Genomic DNA, 16,708 nt, shown 5'->3' on the forward strand with positions numbered 1-16,708 from the left:
CGTCAAACGTTCACATCGTCGGATGCGACAAACTTTGTATCTTCAAGGCCAGCGGCATGCTCTTTGGCACGTTCGGCTATCGCTTCTCGCAACAGATCCAATCCGCTTCCAGTCTGGGCACTGATAAAAACCCGTCGGATTTTATCATATTCATCACGCTCCAAAGCAGGTTCCAGACCGGCGGCATCAATCTTGTTCCAGACCAGAATCTGCGGAATATGATCGGCACCGATCTCCTGCAGCACCATGTTGACCTGCTCGATCTGTTCCATGCGCACTGGGCTGGCGCCGTCGACCACATGCAGCAGCAGATCGGCATGAATGGTCTCTTCCAGCGTGGCGCGGAAGGCCGCCACCAGTTGGTGCGGCAGTTCGCGGATGAAACCGACCGTATCCGAGATCACCACGTTGCCTGCCTCGCCCAGATAGATGCGGCGCGAGGTCGTATCCAGCGTGGCGAACAACTGGTCGGCAGCATAGCTGCGCGCCTTGGCCATGGCATTGAACAGCGTCGACTTGCCGGCATTGGTATAGCCGACCAGCGAAACCGAGAACACATGATTGCGGCCGCGTGCGCGACGCTGGGTCGCATGCTGCTTATGGAGTTTTTCCAGCCGTGCGCGCAGCGCCTTGACGCGCTCGCCGAGCAGACGACGATCGGTCTCGAGCTGCGTCTCGCCGGGGCCGCGCAGGCCGATACCGCCCTTCTGCCTTTCCAGGTGGGTCCAGCCGCGGATCAGGCGCGTCGACAGATGCTGCAGCTGCGCCAGTTCGACCTGCACCTTGCCCTCGTGGCTCTTGGCGCGCTGCGCAAAGATGTCGAGGATCAGGCTGGTGCGGTCGATCACGCGCACCTTCAGGTGACGTTCGAGGTTGCGCTGCTGCGCCGGCGACAAGGCATGATTGAAGATCACAAGTTCGATCTGCTGGTCGAAGACCGCATCGGCGATCTCCTCGGCCTTGCCGGAGCCGACGAACAGCGCGGCATCCGGACTTTGCCGCCGGCCGGTGATGGTCACCACCGGATCGGCGCCTGCGGAACGGGACAGAAGGGAAAGCTCTTCGAGACTGGCGGCAAAGTCGCCCTTGCCGAAATCGATACCAACCAGTACTGCACGCATCAGGGCAGTACCGGTGGCGGGTTGAGGCAGGATTTATTCAACGTCGGATTCAACATTCAGATTGACCGCGCGGGCCGGCACCACGGTCGAAATGGCATGTTTGTACACCATTTGGGTGACGGTATTGCGCAGCAGGACGACATATTGATCGAAGGATTCGATATGTCCCTGCAGTTTGATGCCGTTGACCAGATAGATCGAAACAGGAACGTGTTCCTTGCGAAGCGCGTTCAGGAATGGGTCTTGTAACAGTTGCCCTTTGTTGGTCATGACAGCTCCATGGTGTTGTTGTGATGTGGAGGACGAGACAGTTGCTTCTTTTCAAAAGTCCCGAATCGGAAATGTAATCGATTTCTCCCTTTTTCGCCAAACGGCCTTATTTTTCCGAGCGCGTGAAGGGATTCTTACCTGATCGCAATTCAATACGTAGTGGAGTCCCCACCAGGGAAAAAGTTTCGCGGAAATGCTTTTCCAGGAAACGCTTGTAGTTGGCGTCTATGCCTTCGAGCGCGTTGCCGTGGATGACGACCACCGGCGGGTTCATGCCGCCCTGGTGCGCATAGCGCATCTTGGGCCGGATCGAACCCTTGCGGCGCGGCTGCTGGTGCTCGACCGCCTCAATCAGGGCGCGCGTCAGCTTGGGTGTGGACAAATTGGCCATAGCCGCCGCGTAGGCCGCGTTGACCGATTTCATCATCGGACCGATGCCGCTGGCCTGCAGCGCCGAGACGAAATGGAACTTGGCGAACGACAGGAAGTTCAGCTTTCGCTCGATGTCCATCTTGATCGCCTCGCGGCGGTCGCGGTCGAGACCGTCCCACTTGTTGACGCCAACCACCAGCGCCCTGCCCGACTCCAGGATGAAGCCGGCGATGTGCGCATCCTGCTCGGAAATGTCCTGCTGCGCATCGAGCAGCAGCAGCACGACGTTGGCCTCGGAAATCGATTGCAGCGTCTTGACCACCGAGAATTTCTCGATCGCCTCGAACACCTTGCCGCGGCGTCGGATGCCGGCGGTATCGATCAGCGTATAGTGGCGGCCGTCACGCTCGAACGGAATCTCGATCGAGTCGCGCGTGGTGCCCGGCATATCGAAGGCGATCACGCGTTCTTCGCCGAGCAGCGTATTGATCAGCGTCGATTTGCCGACATTGGGGCGACCGACGATGGCGAGCTTGATGTGCTTGCCGGCGACTTCCGGTTCTTCCTCTTCGGACGGGCGCTGCGCGAAGGCGATGTCGAGCGCTTCCTCCACCAGGTCGGCCACGCCGTCGCCGTGGGCGGCCGAGATCACGTAAGGATCGCCCATGCCAAGTTCGTAGAAATCCGCCGTCACCGACGTGTATTTCATGCCCTCGGCCTTGTTGACCACCAGCATCACCTGACGACCAGACTTGCGCAGGAAGTCGGTGATCGTCTTGTCGTGCGGCGTCATGCCCTGCCGGCCATCGACGATGAAGATGACGACATCCGCCTCGGCCACCGCCTGCTTGGTCTGCTTGGCCATCTCGTGCATGATGCCTTCCTTGGCAACAGGCTCGAAACCGCCGGTATCGATGACCAGGAACGGACGTTCGCCGAGTCGGCCTTCGCCGTAGTGCCGGTCGCGGGTCAGGCCCGGCAGATCGGCCACCAACGCGTCACGCGACCGGGTGAGCCGGTTGAACAGCGTGGACTTGCCGACATTCGGTCGACCTACTAATGCAATAACCGGCTTCATGAAATAAATTTACTCGGCCGCGACAGCGACCACTGATCCTGATTGAGTTTGAAAAATGGCAAAACCGTCCGCCATCAGCGGACGCGCCACGATGGCACCGCCATCGGTCTTGATGCGTGCGCGCAGTTTGCCGTCTTCCTTCGAGAAGAAATGCACATAGCCTTCGAAGTCGCCGACCGCCACCGCATTACGGAACGAGACCGGTGTCGACAAACGACGGTTGGTCAATTGCGTGTTGCGCCAGGCGCTGGTGCCGCTCATGCGGGAAAATGCATTGAGGCCGCCGCGCTCGTCGGCGACATAGACATTGCTTTCGTCGACCGCCACGCCACCGTCGCTGGACAGCGCAGCCGCCCAGCGCGGCGAGCCGCTAACGGCATCGAAGCAGGCCACGCGTCCCTGATAGGCAACCGCGCACACTTCGCGGCCGGACACCACCGGCGTGCCGGAAATGTCGGCGATGCGTTCGAGTTCGGTCACGCCGCGCGGATCACCCACCGCAACCTCCCAGCGCGGCGCACCGTTGTTGAGCATCAGCGCCAGCAAGCGACCGCCGGCGAGGCCGACATAAGCCGTGGTATCGGCGATCGCAATGCCGGGCGCAGTACGCAGGCTCAGCGGCGGCGAAGTACGCTGCATGGTCCATTTGCGTTCGCCGGTATCGGCGTCATAGGCAGTCACGCGATTGTCCATGCCGCGGATCAGCACCAGACCGAGGCCGACCGCCGGTGCCGACAGTACTTCGCTGCCAGCCTGTGCCTTCCAGCGTTGCTTGCCTTCGGCGTCGTAGGCCAGAATGGTGCCCTTGTCGCCGACCACCACCACCACGTGACCATCGGTACCAACACCCGCGGTCAACCGCGAACCGGCATCGATGCGCCACACCGAGCGGCCGGTCGCCGCATCCAGCTTGGTGAGATTGCCATTCTCGGACGCCGCATAGACATGCTCGCCTGCCAGGGCCGGCGTAAAGACGTATTTCTCTGCCTTGCCAATCGATGCCGACCACAAGGTGCGAACGCTGGCATCCTGTTTGAGTTCAACCAGCGGCGCCGGCTGAGTGCGCGGATTGGGCTTCTTGGCGAAGGGATTGAGCGACGAACAACCGGTCAGCGCAAGCGCCACGCCGGCACAACACATCATTGACGTAAAACGCATCTTGTTTCCTCTCTGATCAGGCGGCATCGGCCGCCGGTGCGCCGCCGATGGCATCCAGCTTGATCTGGATCAGCTGACGGCCGGTACTGCGTGCGTCGGTTTTCTCGATGGCAGTCTGATAGGCTGCGCGCGCTTCTTCCAGCTTGTTTTGCGCAACCAGAATATCGCCCTTGCGATCGGCCACCACGCCGGCAAACTGTGCCGGGAATTTGCCATCCAATACCTTCAGGCCCTCGTCGTAGGCTTTCTCGTCGAGCAGAATGCCGGCCAGACGCACCTTGGCAATCGCCTGGTACTCATCGTCGCGCGCCTTGTCGGCGACCCATTGCAGATGGGTCTTGGCTACCTGGAAATCACCGGCATCGAAGGCTGCCTTGGCGGCCGCCAGTCCGCTCATCTGCGCATAGGCGGTACCGGAGAAGCGCGACTGCATATCCTCCGCTGCACGCTGAATCTGTTCCTTGTCCTTCGCCTGCACGGCACGCTGCAATTCCTCGTACAGCTGGGCCGCCTGCGCAGTTTGCCTGGTCTGGTAATAGGCCCAGCCCTTCCATGCGGCGAAGGCGCCGAGCGCGATGATCAATACCCAGGTGACGAGATTGCCGTACTGCTCCCACCAGGATTTGAGGCCGGCCAGTTGTTCCTGTTCTGCGTGATCGTATGCCATGTTGATCCAGTATTAATGATGATAGTGTACGTGTTCGTCGTGCGAATGATCGTGGCCGACGATCTGATCCACCAGATAGTCGGCGATCCCTTCGAACGGCACTTCCGCCTGGTTGCCGCCTGCATCGGCGCTGCGCAATTCCTTGACCACCGCCGCGCCCTTGGCGATCTCGTCCTCGGCGATGATGATGGCGTAGGCGGCGCCGCTGCCGTCGGCGCGCTTCATCTGCGACTTGAAGCTGCCGATACCGGCCGCCGAAGCGCAATGCAGGATGACGTCGAGCCCGGCGTCGCGCAGCCGTTCGGCCACCACCGAGGCCTGCAATTGCGCCTCCTCGCCCTGATGCACGAGATAGACGTCGCATTGATTGGGCGACAAAGCATCGCCATTGGCCTTCATCAGTTCCAGCAGACGCTCGACACCCATCGCAAAGCCGCAGGCCGGCGTCGGCTTGCCGCCGAACATCTCGATCAGCGGATCATAGCGGCCGCCGCCGCAGACCGTGCCCTGCGAACCAAGCTGGTCGGTCACCCACTCGAACACGGTGCGGTTGTAGTAATCCATGCCGCGCACCAGGCGCGGATTGATGGTGAACGGAATCGCATTGTGGCGCAGGATCTTCTGCACGCCCTCGAAGTGCGCGCGCGACTCGTCGCCCAGGTAGTCGAGCAGCTTGGGCGCCGCATTGACCAGATCCTGCATCGCCGGATTCTTGGTATCGAGGATGCGCAGCGGATTGCTGTGCAGGCGCTTCTTCGCTTCCGCATCCAGCAGTTCCTCGTTCTTCTCGAAGTAAGCGATCAGGTCGGCGCGATGACGGTTGCGCTCGTCGGCATTGCCGATCGAATTGAGTTCGAGCCGCACGTCCTTCAGGCCCAGATCGTCCCACAGACGCTGGCACATCATGATCAGCTCGGCGTCGATGTCAGGACCGGCAAAGCCGATTGCCTCGGCGCCGATCTGATGGAACTGGCGATAGCGGCCGCGCTGCGGACGCTCGTGGCGGAACATCGGACCCGCGTACCAGAGCCGCTTGGGGCCATCGTAGGTCAGATTGTGTTCGAGCGCGGCGCGCACCACGCCTGCCGTGCACTCGGGGCGCAGGGTCAACTCATCGCCGTTCATGGAATCGGTGAAGGAATACATTTCCTTCTCGACGATGTCGGTCACCTCGCCCAGCCCGCGCGCGAACAACGCGGTCGGCTCGACGATGGGCGTACGGATCTGCTGGAAGCCGTAACTCTTGAGCACCGTGTGCACGGTATTCTCGAACAGCTCCCACAGCGGCGCGTCGGCCGGCAGGATGTCGTTCATCCCTTTGACGCCGACGATCTTTTCGGTTTTCTTGTTCTCTGACATTGTTCTTCTGCTTTCACGAGCCGCACAGGCAGGCTCGGCATCGCCTTACGCGATGCTGTTTTCCCTGCCGTAATGGCTCTTTACATACTCCAGCACGATGGACTGGAAGTCTTCCGCGATGTTCTCGCCGCGCAGCGTGATGGTTTTCTCGCCGTCAACGAAGACCGGTGCCGCCGGCGATTCGCCGGTACCCGGCAGGCTGATGCCGATGTTGGCATGCTTGGATTCGCCAGGGCCGTTAACGATGCAGCCCATCACGGCCACGTTCATTTCCTCCACGCCCGGGTACTGCTTCTTCCAGACCGGCATCTGGTCGCGCAGATAGGTCTGGATGCGATCGGCCAGTTCCTGGAACACGGTCGAGGTGGTGCGGCCACAGCCGGGACATGCAATCACCATCGGCGTGAACTTGCGCAGCCCCATGGTCTGCAGGATTTCCTGCCCGACTACCACTTCCCTGGTGCGGTCGCCGCCGGGTTCGGGCGTCAGCGAGATGCGTATGGTATCGCCGATGCCTTCCTGCAGCAGCACCGACAGCGCGGCGGTCGAAGCGACGATGCCCTTGCTGCCCATGCCGGCCTCGGTCAGGCCCAGGTGCAGCGGATAGTCGCAGCGGCGTGCCAGTTCGCGATAGACGGCGATCAGGTCCTGCACGCCCGATACCTTGCACGACAAGATGATACGGTCGCCGGCCAGACCGACCTCTTCGGCACGCTGCGCGTTCTCGATGGCCGAGGTCACCAGCGCCTCGTACATCACCGCTTGCGCAGTCCACGGCACGGCACGCGCCGCGTTCTCGTCCATGATGCGCGCCAGCAGTTCCTGGTCGAGGCTGCCCCAGTTGACGCCGATGCGCACCGGCTTGTCGTAGCGGCAGGCGATCTCGATCATCTGCGCGAACTGCGAATCGCGCTTGGCGCCCTTGCCGACGTTACCCGGATTGATCCGGTATTTCGCCAGCGCTTGCGCGCAATCCGGATAGTCGGACAGCAGCTTGTGACCGTTGTAGTGGAAGTCGCCGACCAGCGGCACCGCCACGTCCATGCGCTCGAGCTGCTCGCGGATGTAGGGTACGGCGGCCGCCGCCTCCGGCGAATTGACGGTGATGCGCACCAGTTCGGAACCGGCACGCGCCAGTTCCTTGATCTGGATCGCGGTACCGACCGCGTCGGCGGTATCGGTATTGGTCATCGACTGCACGACGACCGGCGCATCGCCGCCGATGCGAACTTCACGGCCGGCGCAGCGAACGACGGCGGTGCGGCTGGCACGCCGCGACAGGGGGCCGGTGGCAATCGGGGAACAGGACATCGTTACTTCACATTCAATCTGGCGACATTGCTGGCGTTGCCGCTGATATCGAGCGGCTGGCCACGCAGGCTCAGGGTGACGCCAACGGCATTACCGATGACCAGCGAAAGCGGTCCCGGCACGTTGAACGACTCTGTCGTCCCCGCCTTGAACACGCGCGAGACGAACACACTATCGTCTGCACGCCGCATTTCGACCCAGGTATCTTCCTTGACCTGAAACACCAGCGGCTTTTCTCCCTCGGCAGCCGCTGTATTTTCCACTTGCGATGCCGGCGTTACCGACTCCACGACAGGCGAGGATGCCGCTACCGCATTCGCATCGGCTCCGGCATCTGCCTGCGCGGCCGCTGGCGAGGCTTCCGACGTCTCGTCAGCAAAAGTCTGCTCTGGCGGAACCGGTTCGGCAGCCGCCGCATCGTTCGGCAACTCCTTCGTCACACTGCCCTCTTCCGCTGTCGGCAGTGCCGGAACGGGAGAGAATGCCGGTACCCAGCCGGCACGTTGCGCGACGAAGAACAGAATGGCCAGCAGTACGACCACGACACCGACGATTACGGGCACGGACGGCCCGTTGCGCTTGCCGAAGGGAACGGCCGTCTCCGAAAAACTGGCTGTCAGCAGCGCACGTTCGGGCAACGCATTTGCCGAGTCGGCCGCCGGCTCAACCGCGGCCAGAATCGGTGCGGCATCGACGCGCAGCAGTTTTGCATACGCGCGGATAAAGCCGCGCACAATCGCCATGCCCGGCAAGGCAGCATGGTTGTCGGCTTCCAGGGCGTGGATCTGCCGTGGGGCCAGATTCAACTGACTGGCAACCAGTTCGATGCTCCAGCCACGCTCTTCGCGCAGGGCGGCAAGTTGCGCACCCGCGGAAACCCGCGGAGACTCGAATTGCTCCGATTGATTCGATGCCGGCTGCTCGTCGGCCTGGTGTTCGGCTGCTACTTCATCATTCATTGAAAGCTCCGCGCTGATAAGCGGCAAATTCTGCGGAATCGGGATAACGGCGCCCCAGTTGCGTGACCAGGCTGACTTCTGCTGCACGATCGCCAAGGCGGCGCTCTATCCTGATCGCAAGCCACAGGGCTTCGGCGCTCACGGCGTCTGAAGCGGTTATACGGCTGATGAAAAAACGGGCGTTGCGGTAATCGCCACGCTGATAATGGAGACGCGCCAGGCCAATTGCGGTAGCCGGATTCGACGGATCGAGACGAAATGCCTCGTTCAGATACTTTTCTGCCGCATCCAGTCGCTGCAACATGATGCTGCATGTACCGGCATTCGTCAGCGCTCTGGCCGGCGACCGATACATGCGATTGCGCAATGCCGTCTCGAAGTGCGCGATCGACTGCTCGGGCCGTCCATGCTGGCACAGGAACCAGCCGTAATTGTTACTCAGATCCGGGTCCTGCGGAGACAGCCGAAGGGCACGACCAAAATGTTCTTCCGCCAGGCGCGCATCGCCAAGATCCATGTAGATCAGCGCCGCCATGCTATGCGCATCGGCGAAACTGGGCGCAATCTGCAAAGCCTGCTTCACTTCATCAAGCGCAATCTGCAATTGCCCTTGCTGGTAATACTCGCCTGCCAGTTGCAGGCGGATGCCGGCACGTCGCTGGGCATCGGCATTGGCGGAATACTCGGTGTCAGGCGTCGGCCCCTGCGTACCGGCACAGGCGGACAACAGAACGGCGCACAGCAATCCGATGGCAAACCGAGGCAAGCGACGACTGTTTTTCATCAAGACGAAATCTCCACGATGCGTCCGAAATTGCTGCCGAACTTCTCCTGATAGTCGGCCATTTTCTTCATGCGTTCCTGTACCCGCGTGCGGTCCTTGACCTCTCCGGCCAATTGGCCGCAGGCTGCATCGATGTCGTCGCCGCGCGTCTTGCGCACGGTGGTGACAATGCCGGCATTCATCAATACCTGCGCGAACGCCTTGATACGCGGGTTCTGTGAACGAATCAACCCCGATTCCGGGAACGGATTGAAGGGGATCAGGTTGAATTTGCACGGCACGGGATTGCTGCCCTGCACCAGCGCCACCAGTTCGCGCGCATGCTGGTCGCTGTCGTTGACGCCGTCGAGCATGCAGTATTCGAAGGTGATGAAGTCGCGCGGCGCAAATTCCAGATAGCGCCGGCAGGCATCCATCAGTTCCACCAACGGATACTTTTTGTTCAGCGGCACCAAGCCGTCGCGCAACGGGTCGTTGGACGCGTGCAGCGAAACGGCCAGCGCCACCGCACAGTCCTGCGACAGGCGGTCGATCATCGGCACCACACCGCTGGTCGAAAGCGTCACGCGGCGGCGCGACAGGCCGTAGGCATTGTCGTCCAGCATCAGCTTGAGCGCGGTGACGGTCGGCTCGTAATTGAGCAGCGGTTCGCCCATGCCCATCATGACGACATTGGTGATCTGGCGCTCGCCCTTGGGACCCGGTTCGATTCCCTTGGTGCGACGCAGCTCGAATTCGGCCATCCACAACTGGCCGATGATCTCGCCCACGGTCAGGTTGCGATTGAAGCCCTGCTTGCCGGTCGAGCAGAAGCGGCAATTGACGGCGCAGCCCGCCTGCGTGGAGATGCATAGCGTGCCGCGGTTTTCTTCTGGGATATAGACGGTTTCGACCGCATTGCCCTGACCGACGTCAACCAGCCATTTGCGGGTGCCGTCGGCGGACGTGTGGTCGGAAATGATGGCCGGCGCCGCAATCACGGCGCGCGTCTTGAGCTTGTCGCGCAAGGACTTGGCCAGATCGGTCATGGCGTCGAAATCGCTGGCGCCGAACTGGTGTATCCAGCGCTGCAACTGCTTGGCACGAAACGGTTTCTCACCCAGCTCGCCGCAATAGGCGACAAGCTGTGCGGGATCGAGATCCAGCAGATTGGTGAGAGTCGTCATTGAAATCGGTTTTCCGTAAATTTGGGCGGACACGGCAACGCGTCCGCCACATGCGCCTTCGAGTTTATCGAAAGCGCGAACGATCAGCGAGAATAAACGTTCAGCGCCGGGAAGAAATAGGCGATTTCGGTCTTCGCGGTTTCTTCCGCATCGGAACCGTGCACGGCGTTGGCATCGATCGAATCGGCGAAATCGGCGCGGATCGTGCCTTTTTCAGCCTTCTTCGGATCGGTGGCGCCCATCAGGTCACGATGCTTGGCAATCGCGTTTTCGCCTTCGAGCACCTGGATGATGACAGGGCCAGAGACCATGAAATCGACGAGGTCCTTGAAGAACGGACGCGCAGCGTGAACGGCGTAGAAGCCTTCTGCTTCGGCACGCGACAGTTGAGCCATGCGGGCAGCCACGATTTTCAGGCCGGCATTCTCGAAACGGGTATAAATCTGGCCAATGACGTTCTTGGCTACGGCATCGGGTTTGATAATCGACAGGGTGCGTTCGATCGCCATCTGAAAAACTCCAATAAAAAGAAAGGGTTAAAACAAGTATCTGATATTTCGACTAACCTTTGATTCTACCACGAAAGCCCCTATACTTACGAGCAGAACGCTTGTGAGGATTTCGTTAAGAACCGTTATACTGGTACATGTGTCGAATATCCACATGGCAACGATTTTAACCTGGAGAAAGCATGAACAACCTACAACAGACCTATCAGCCGTCTGCTGAACTGGCGGTCGCACGCAACCGCGTCCTGCGCAATACCTACTGGCTACTGGCCATCTCCATGATCCCGACCGTTTTGGGTGCATGGCTGGGTGTGCAGTTCAATTTCTCGTTCTTCGCCGGCAGCCCGTTCATGGGCCTGGTGGTGTTCCTCGGCATCGCCTTCGGTTTCTTCTATGCAATCGAGAAGACGAAGAATTCCGGCCTGGGCGTTGCCCTGCTGCTCGGCTTTACCTTCTTCATGGGCCTGATGCTGTCGCGCCTGATCGGCCACGTCCTCGGCTACGCAAACGGCACCTCGCTGATCATGACGGCATTCGGCGGCACCGCGGCCATCCTTGGCATCATGGCTTCCGTCGCCACCGTCACCAAGCGTGACTTCTCGGGCCTCGGCAAGTTCCTGTTCATGGGCGTGGTCGTGATCCTGCTGGCGGCCGTCGCCAACATCTGGCTGCAACTGCCGGCACTGCAGCTGACGATCTCGGTAGCCGCGATCGGCATCTTCTCAGCCTTCATCCTGTACGACGTGCAGCGCATCATCAACGGCGGCGAAACCAACTACATCACCGCCACCCTGAGCCTGTACCTGAGCGTCTACAACATCTTCGCCAACCTGCTCTCGCTGCTGGGCATCTTCGGCGGCGATCGCGAATAACAGTTCTCGCCCAACGCAAAAAAGCCGACCATCTGGTCGGCTTTTTTTATTCGAACATCACGCGTCCCGCAGTTCGAACACCGCCATCGATTCCACGTGCGATGTATGCGGAAACATGTTGACGACTCCCGCGTTGCGCAGCGCATAACGCCCCTGGTTGACCAGGATGGCGGCATCGCGCGCAAGCGTCGATGGGCTGCATGACACATAGACAATCCGCCGTGGCAGCAGCGCCGGCTGCGACTGTCCCAGTTCCGCCAGTGCTTCGCAGACGGCTTGCGCGCCATCGCGCGGCGGATCGATGAGCATGCGGTCGAAGCGGCCCAGCTCGACGAAATCCTGCGCCTTGGCCTCGAACAGGTTACGGCAGTAAAAAGTGGTTCTGCCTTCCACACCGTTGGCACGCGCGTTTTCCAGCGCACGTTCAGTCAGGGTGGTGCTGCCCTCGATGCCGACCACTTCACGCGCCTGCGTGGCGATCGGCAAGGTGAAATTGCCCAGTCCGCAGAACAGGTCGGCGATGCGCTCGCCAGGCTGCGGGTCGAGCAGACGCAAGGCACGCGCCACCAGCACGCGGTTGATCTGGTGATTGACCTGCGTAAAGTCGGTCGGCTTGAACGGCATGCGAATGCCGAACTCCGGCAGCGTATAATGAAGCTCGCCAGTCACGGGGTAATACTGATACGCACTGTCCGGCCCGGCCGGCTGCAGCCACCAGTGAATGCCGTGCTCGTCGGCGAACGCCTTCAGGCGAATCTCGTCCTCGGCGGACAGCGGCGCCATGATGCGCAACACCATGGCCGTGATGCGCGTCTGCACGCCCTGCCCGATCGCCAGTTCGATCTGCGGCAACTGATCGACGATGGAGAGCGAGGCGATCAGTTCGCGCAGCGGCACCAGCATCGCCGAGACATGCGGCGGCAACACTTCGCAGGTTTTCATGTCGGTCACATAAATCGATTTGCGCTCGTGAAAACCGACCAGTACGCCGCCTTTCTTGGGCACGTTGCGCACCGAAATGCGGGCGCGATAACGATAGCCCCAGGTCGGACCGTGCACCGGCCGCAGCATGGTTTCCGCACGTACCTTGCCGATGTGCTTGAGATTGTCCTCGAGGATGCGCTGCTTCATTGCCACCTGCGCGCGCGCGTCGAGATGCTGCATCGAGCAACCGCCGCAGGTGCCGAAGTATTCGCAGCGTGGCTTCACGCGTTCCGACGACTCCCTGTACAGGGCTGTCATCCTGGCCGCTTCCCAATTGCTTTTCTTGCGATAGGAAGAGAAACCTACCCGCTCGCGCGGCAGTGCCCCTTCCACAAAGACGACCTTGCCCGTGCTGCCGTCTTCATTGGACAAGTGGCCGACGCCACGCGCTTCGGTGTCGAGCGATTCGATATCGAGTATGGTCTGCTGCATAAGAAAAGACCGGTCGCGGTATGCGCCGGTTGTCAAAAATCAGGATCGGGAAATCGCGGGAGACAGGATGATAGCAAACCCCATCCGTCTCCGCCGCCGCATTTGCGAATGGCAGCGACCTAGAAAAGCGAGTCCTTGCCGACGCCGGTACGCGTCAGCGAACGCTTGAGTTTGGCGAGCGCTTCCTGCTGGATCTGCCGGATACGTTCGCGCGTGACGCCCATTTCGACCGCCAGTTCTTCCAGCGTCGAAGGATCATCGTTGTCGAGCCCGAAACGGCGCGTGATCACGATGCGCTGCTTGTCAGACAACTGCTCGAGCCAGTCGCGTATCAGCGTCGCCATTTCGTGATGTTCCGCTACCGTGTCGGGATCGCTTGCATGCTCGTCCTGCAGCATGTCGAGCAGGCTCGACTGCGGATCGCCGTCGAGCGGCGCATCGAGCGATGCCGCATGCTCGGATAGTGCAAGAATATCCTGCACATCCTCGACGCTGCGGTCGATCAGGTGCGCGATTTCCTCGGCGGTCGCATCCTTGCCGTCATGGTGCTGCGCTTCCAGATGGAACTTGGCGCGCAAGGTCTGGTTCAGTTCGCGCACCACGTGTACCGGCAGGCGCACCGTGCGCGCCTGGTTCATGATCGCGCGTTCGATGCTCTGGCGTATCCACCACGTCGCATAGGTCGAGAAGCGAAAGCCGCGCTCGGGCTCGAACTTGTCGATCGCGCGCATCAGGCCGAGATTGCCCTCCTCGATCAGGTCGAGCAGCACCACGCCGCGGTTGATGTAATGCTTGGCGATCGACACCACCAGCCGCAGGTTGTGTTCAATCATCTTCTGACGACCGGCAAAGTCACCCTGCTTGGCAAGCGTGGCGTAATGCACTTCCTCGGCCACCGTCAGCAGCGGGCGCGAGCCGATCTGATTCAGATAATGCTGGGTGGCATCCGTCGAGAGTTCGGTCGACAGCACCTTCTTGAGTTCGTCGATGCCTGCCACTTCGACCGGCGCTGCCTGAATCTCGCTTACGGCATCTTCATTCTCCGCAGCGTCGTCATCCTCCGACGAGAACGACAGATCCTGCTCGAGGGAATCGGCATTGTCGTCATCGTCGGCATGGATGTCGCGGTTAGGTGGCATCAGCGTGCGGGCAGGAATTTGGAAGGATCGACAGGCTTGCCCTGTTGCCTGATCTCGAAATGCAGTTTGACGGAATCGGTGTCGGAATCACCCATTTCGGCGATTTTCTGGCCCTTGGTCACGGTCTGACCTTCCTTGACCGTGATGGTCTTGTTGTGCGCATAGGCCGACAGCAGCGTGCTGGTGTGCTTGACGATCACGAGGTTGCCGTAGCCGCGAATGCCGCTGCCGGCATACATGACCTTGCCCGAGCCGGCCGCCAGCACCGGTTGGCCGGACTTGCCGGCGATGTCGATGCCCTTTTTATTGTCGTCGAAACCGCTGACCAGGCGCCCTTCGGCCGGCCACATCCACGAAACGGCTTCCTCACCGCCCGCAGCACCAGCGGTATCGGATTTCTGCATCTCGCCGGCAGCGGCTTCCGAATAAGGACGCTTGTCTCCGTTCGGCGCCGTCTTGCTGCCGGGTGGCGCCGACAATGGACGGGTCTCCACGCCCGAAGGCGCCGCCACGCTGCCGATCTGCGCGCCGCCACGCGTGCCGGCGCCATCCGGCGGTGTCACACGCAATACCTGGCCGACCTTGATGTCGTTCGGATCGGTCAGATTGTTCCAGGTCACCAGCTCGCCATAACTCTGTCCGAAGTCGAGTGCGATGCGATACAGGGTATCGCCACGTTTGACGGTATAAGTGCCGTTGTCGTCGGTCTTCTTCACTACTGTCGGCGTGCCGACCGCGCGATCGCTGACCGGCGCCGGCGAGCGCGGCGCCGTGCTGCAGCCTGCAAGTACGCCGATGCTCAAGGCCAGAAATGCGAGTCTTGGTTTTGTCATTCTCATTGTGTTCAATAAATCCGTTGATGCCCGGCCGCCGGACCGCGTCTAGGAATGCGTTCCTGCACGCAGCGGCACGAAATGGCAGTCTTCCAGTGTCGAGCTGTTCCATTCGAACTTGCCGACACGCTCTATCAGTTGCAACACCTGACGGCGATCGCCCACCGGTGCGATCAGACGGCCTCCAATGGCCATCTGGTCGAGCAGCGCCTGAGGCACTTCCAGTCCGGCCGCGGCCAGAATGATGCCGTCGAAAGGCGCAACCTGCGGCAGACCAAGCATACCATCTCCATAGTGAAGGCGGATATTGGCCACCCGCATCGGCCGCAGATTGGTCTTGGCCAGTTCATGCAAACCCTTGATGCGTTCGATCGAATAGACCTCCTTGGCCACCAGCGACAGCACCGCCGCCTGGTAACCGCAGCCGGTTCCGATTTCCAGCACCCGATTGAGTGCGCCACCATTGTTATTGTTCCGCAGGATCTCGATCATGCGCGCCACGATGTAGGGCTGCGAGATGGTCTGGTGGTAGCCGATCGGCAGCGAGGCATCGATGTAGGCCTGGCTGCGCAATGCCGGTTCCATGAACAGATGGCGCGGCACCGCTTCCATCGCCGCCAGCACCTTGGCGTCCTTGACGCCCTGTTTCGCCACGCGCGCCACCATCGCCTTGCGCACGGCGTCCGACACCATCGGACTCGAACGCTCGCCCTGCACCGGCGCGGATGCCGGCGCGGCCGGCCGGGATGTCGTTTCGTGGCGCGACGGCGTTGCCGGACGCGGCTGCGTGCGAGCGGCATTCAGCGAGGCATTGAGCGTCGCCGTCTGCGGCGTCGCCACGCGCGACGCAGAAGAAGTCGGCGTTGCGCGTTGCGGCTGCTGCACGCCATTGCGCGCCGGCTTGCTCGACAGCGAGGACAGCGGCAGCGGGAAACGCTTGTTCTTGTCGGTCATGAAAGCGCCTTCTTCAGATCGGCCAGTTGCGCATTGTGCGTAAGATCGATCTGCAGCGGCGTGATCGAGACGTGGCCCTGCGCGGTCGCGTGAAAGTCCGTGCCCTCGCCGGCATCCTTTTCGCCGCCGCACGGGCCGATCCAGTAGATCTCGCGGCCGTGCGGGTCCTGCGCGCGGATCACCGCTTCGGACTGGTGGCGCTTGCCGAGCCGCGTGGCGACCGGCGGCTTCAGTTGCGCGTACGGCAGGTTCGGAATGTTCACGTTGACCAGGAAATGTTCGGGAAACAGTTCGAAGCGCCGTTCGACGATGTCGCGCGCCACGCGTGCGGCCGACGCCACTTCGGCCCAGCCCTTCTCCACCTGCGAGAACGCGATCGCCGGCAGGCCGAACAGATAGCCTTCGGTGGCAGCCGCCACGGTTCCCGAATAGAGCGTGTCGTCGCCCATGTTCTGTCCCTGGTTGATGCCGGAGACGATCAGGTCGGGCGCTTCGGTCATGATGCCGGTCAGCGCGATGTGCACGCAGTCGGACGGCGTGCCATTGATGAAATAGAAGCCGTTGGAAGCCTGGAACACCGAAAGCGGACGATCGAGCGTCAGCGAATTAGAACTGCCGGAGCGGTTGCTGTCGGGCGCCACCACGGTGATATCGGCAATCGGCGCCAGCGCATCGGCCAGCGCGATCAGGCCTGGCGCCAGGTAACCGTCGTCATTGCTGATAAGGATTTTCATGCCGAG

The 16,708-nt window shown here is 61.3% G+C and carries 17 protein-coding genes; 1 reads left to right on the forward strand and 16 read right to left on the reverse strand.

Features of this window, described 5'->3' with window-relative positions:
- Positions 1 to 2: 2 nt before the first annotated feature.
- From hflX to ndk, 11 genes are all read right to left on the reverse strand, one after another.
- Complete coding sequence (gene hflX, locus IEV38_RS06060; protein WP_188395261.1) at positions 3 to 1,121, reverse strand: GTPase HflX; 1,119 nt, start codon at positions 1,119 to 1,121, stop codon at positions 3 to 5.
- Positions 1,122 to 1,154: 33 nt separating this feature from the next.
- On the reverse strand, positions 1,155 to 1,391 hold the full coding sequence (gene hfq, locus IEV38_RS06065) for an RNA chaperone Hfq (RefSeq protein ID WP_188379479.1): 237 nt from the start codon (positions 1,389 to 1,391) through the stop codon (positions 1,155 to 1,157).
- 106 nt (positions 1,392 to 1,497) lie between these two features.
- A complete protein-coding gene (gene der, locus IEV38_RS06070; RefSeq protein ID WP_188395262.1) occupies positions 1,498 to 2,841 on the reverse strand; it encodes a ribosome biogenesis GTPase Der in 1,344 nt (447 codons plus the stop codon).
- A gap of 9 nt (positions 2,842 to 2,850) precedes the next feature.
- Positions 2,851 to 3,999, reverse strand: a complete 1,149-nt coding sequence (bamB, locus tag IEV38_RS06075) for an outer membrane protein assembly factor BamB (protein WP_188395263.1) — start codon at positions 3,997 to 3,999, stop codon at positions 2,851 to 2,853.
- A gap of 16 nt (positions 4,000 to 4,015) precedes the next feature.
- Entirely contained in the window at positions 4,016 to 4,666 is a 651-nt protein-coding gene (locus IEV38_RS06080; protein ID WP_188395264.1) for a YfgM family protein, read from the reverse strand.
- Between the two features lie 12 nt (positions 4,667 to 4,678).
- Positions 4,679 to 6,025: a histidine--tRNA ligase gene (gene hisS, locus IEV38_RS06085; protein ID WP_188395265.1), complete on the reverse strand. Its 1,347-nt coding sequence runs from the start codon at positions 6,023 to 6,025 to the stop codon at positions 4,679 to 4,681.
- A gap of 45 nt (positions 6,026 to 6,070) precedes the next feature.
- Positions 6,071 to 7,336 (reverse strand): flavodoxin-dependent (E)-4-hydroxy-3-methylbut-2-enyl-diphosphate synthase, encoded by a 1,266-nt coding sequence (gene ispG, locus IEV38_RS06090; protein ID WP_188395266.1) that lies wholly within the window; start codon positions 7,334 to 7,336, stop codon positions 6,071 to 6,073.
- Between the two features lie 2 nt (positions 7,337 to 7,338).
- Positions 7,339 to 8,382, reverse strand: a complete 1,044-nt coding sequence (locus IEV38_RS06095) for a helix-turn-helix domain-containing protein (RefSeq protein WP_229728914.1) — start codon at positions 8,380 to 8,382, stop codon at positions 7,339 to 7,341.
- On the reverse strand, positions 8,288 to 9,079 hold the full coding sequence (pilW, locus tag IEV38_RS06100; RefSeq protein WP_188395267.1) for a type IV pilus biogenesis/stability protein PilW: 792 nt from the start codon (positions 9,077 to 9,079) through the stop codon (positions 8,288 to 8,290). The genes IEV38_RS06095 and pilW overlap by 95 nt, the downstream gene beginning before the upstream one ends.
- Positions 9,079 to 10,245: a dual-specificity RNA methyltransferase RlmN gene (gene rlmN, locus IEV38_RS06105; RefSeq protein WP_188395268.1), complete on the reverse strand. Its 1,167-nt coding sequence runs from the start codon at positions 10,243 to 10,245 to the stop codon at positions 9,079 to 9,081. The genes pilW and rlmN overlap by 1 nt, the downstream gene beginning before the upstream one ends.
- A gap of 83 nt (positions 10,246 to 10,328) precedes the next feature.
- The gene (ndk, locus tag IEV38_RS06110) at positions 10,329 to 10,754 is read right to left on the reverse strand and encodes a nucleoside-diphosphate kinase (protein WP_188395269.1); all 426 of its coding nucleotides are present in this window, start codon (positions 10,752 to 10,754) and stop codon (positions 10,329 to 10,331) included.
- 182 nt (positions 10,755 to 10,936) lie between these two features.
- On the opposite strand from ndk, the gene IEV38_RS06115 reads away from it, so the two are divergent.
- The gene (locus tag IEV38_RS06115; RefSeq protein ID WP_188395270.1) at positions 10,937 to 11,626 is read left to right on the forward strand and encodes a Bax inhibitor-1/YccA family protein; all 690 of its coding nucleotides are present in this window, start codon (positions 10,937 to 10,939) and stop codon (positions 11,624 to 11,626) included.
- A 57-nt stretch (positions 11,627 to 11,683) separates the two neighbouring features.
- Here the strand turns inward: IEV38_RS06115 and rlmD are convergent, their stop codons facing one another.
- The 5 genes from rlmD to surE all read right to left on the reverse strand — a co-directional run bounded on the left by rlmD (position 11,684) and on the right by surE (position 16,702).
- Entirely contained in the window at positions 11,684 to 13,042 is a 1,359-nt protein-coding gene (gene rlmD, locus IEV38_RS06120) for a 23S rRNA (uracil(1939)-C(5))-methyltransferase RlmD (RefSeq protein WP_188395271.1), read from the reverse strand.
- Between the two features lie 119 nt (positions 13,043 to 13,161).
- Complete coding sequence (rpoS, locus tag IEV38_RS06125) at positions 13,162 to 14,181, reverse strand: RNA polymerase sigma factor RpoS (protein ID WP_188395272.1); 1,020 nt, start codon at positions 14,179 to 14,181, stop codon at positions 13,162 to 13,164.
- Entirely contained in the window at positions 14,181 to 15,014 is an 834-nt protein-coding gene (locus IEV38_RS06130; RefSeq protein ID WP_188395273.1) for a peptidoglycan DD-metalloendopeptidase family protein, read from the reverse strand. Before IEV38_RS06130 ends, rpoS begins: the two co-directional genes overlap by 1 nt.
- A 48-nt stretch (positions 15,015 to 15,062) precedes the next feature.
- Entirely contained in the window at positions 15,063 to 15,968 is a 906-nt protein-coding gene (locus IEV38_RS06135) for a protein-L-isoaspartate(D-aspartate) O-methyltransferase (protein WP_188395274.1), read from the reverse strand.
- Entirely contained in the window at positions 15,965 to 16,702 is a 738-nt protein-coding gene (surE, locus tag IEV38_RS06140) for a 5'/3'-nucleotidase SurE (RefSeq protein ID WP_188395275.1), read from the reverse strand. Before surE ends, IEV38_RS06135 begins: the two co-directional genes overlap by 4 nt.
- Positions 16,703 to 16,708: the final 6 nt, after the last annotated feature.

Origin of the sequence: Oxalicibacterium flavum, from assembly GCF_014635065.1 — a bacterium.
Lineage (GTDB): Bacteria > Pseudomonadota > Gammaproteobacteria > Burkholderiales > Burkholderiaceae_D > Oxalicibacterium > Oxalicibacterium flavum.

Excerpts from the sequence above, each read along its gene's own strand:
- rlmN (WP_188395268.1), bottom strand. The coding sequence starts at position 10,245 with ATGACGACTCTCACCAATCTGCTGGATCTCGATCCCGCACAGCTTGTC.
- hflX (WP_188395261.1), bottom strand. The coding sequence starts at position 1,121 with ATGCGTGCAGTACTGGTTGGTATCGATTTCGGCAAGGGCGACTTTGCC.
- bamB (WP_188395263.1), bottom strand. The coding sequence starts at position 3,999 with ATGCGTTTTACGTCAATGATGTGTTGTGCCGGCGTGGCGCTTGCGCTG.
- ispG (WP_188395266.1), bottom strand. The coding sequence starts at position 7,336 with ATGTCCTGTTCCCCGATTGCCACCGGCCCCCTGTCGCGGCGTGCCAGC.
- IEV38_RS06130 (WP_188395273.1), bottom strand. The coding sequence starts at position 15,014 with ATGACAAAACCAAGACTCGCATTTCTGGCCTTGAGCATCGGCGTACTT.
- IEV38_RS06115 (WP_188395270.1), top strand. The coding sequence starts at position 10,937 with ATGAACAACCTACAACAGACCTATCAGCCGTCTGCTGAACTGGCGGTC.
- pilW (WP_188395267.1), bottom strand. The coding sequence starts at position 9,079 with ATGAAAAACAGTCGTCGCTTGCCTCGGTTTGCCATCGGATTGCTGTGC.
- rpoS (WP_188395272.1), bottom strand. The coding sequence starts at position 14,181 with ATGCCACCTAACCGCGACATCCATGCCGACGATGACGACAATGCCGAT.
- surE (WP_188395275.1), bottom strand. The coding sequence starts at position 16,702 with ATGAAAATCCTTATCAGCAATGACGACGGTTACCTGGCGCCAGGCCTG.
- IEV38_RS06080 (WP_188395264.1), bottom strand. The coding sequence starts at position 4,666 with ATGGCATACGATCACGCAGAACAGGAACAACTGGCCGGCCTCAAATCC.
- hfq (WP_188379479.1), bottom strand. The coding sequence starts at position 1,391 with ATGACCAACAAAGGGCAACTGTTACAAGACCCATTCCTGAACGCGCTT.
- rlmD (WP_188395271.1), bottom strand. The coding sequence starts at position 13,042 with ATGCAGCAGACCATACTCGATATCGAATCGCTCGACACCGAAGCGCGT.
- hisS (WP_188395265.1), bottom strand. The coding sequence starts at position 6,025 with ATGTCAGAGAACAAGAAAACCGAAAAGATCGTCGGCGTCAAAGGGATG.
- ndk (WP_188395269.1), bottom strand. The coding sequence starts at position 10,754 with ATGGCGATCGAACGCACCCTGTCGATTATCAAACCCGATGCCGTAGCC.
- IEV38_RS06135 (WP_188395274.1), bottom strand. The coding sequence starts at position 15,968 with ATGACCGACAAGAACAAGCGTTTCCCGCTGCCGCTGTCCTCGCTGTCG.
- der (WP_188395262.1), bottom strand. The coding sequence starts at position 2,841 with ATGAAGCCGGTTATTGCATTAGTAGGTCGACCGAATGTCGGCAAGTCC.